The organism is Bacillus sp. T2.9-1 (assembly GCF_950097965.1).
In the GTDB taxonomy this organism is placed as follows: Bacteria; Bacillota; Bacilli; order Bacillales; family Cytobacillaceae; genus Niallia; species Niallia hominis.
In genome coordinates, this window is sequence record NZ_CATNHG010000061.1 from 1 (window position 1) to 236 (window position 236).

1 protein-coding gene is annotated in these 236 nt (G+C 44.1%); it reads right to left on the reverse strand.

Going from position 1 to position 236, the window contains the following annotated elements; all coding sequences use genetic code 11:
• Positions 1-236 (reverse strand): UPF0236 family transposase-like protein (locus tag QQZ16_RS04415; RefSeq protein ID WP_284561145.1); only part of this gene is annotated, 236 nt, incomplete at both ends.

Consider the following 236-nt stretch of genomic DNA (forward strand, 5'->3'; position numbering starts at 1 on the left):
CGAGCGACATGAAAACGATCCATGGTGAAAAAGGCGCGTTCCCGAAAATACTCTCGACATGCCGTTATCCAGCCTGCTCCATCGCCATTAATAATAAGCAAGGTTTGGGTAGGATCATACGCATAATGATTCTGTAAGAACGTTTCAAAGGCTTCCCAAAAGGGTTCTTTTCCTTCATAGAGAAAATGCCTTTTATTTCGGAGTCTGACTCGCTTTCCGTTTTCTTTCCATCCCTC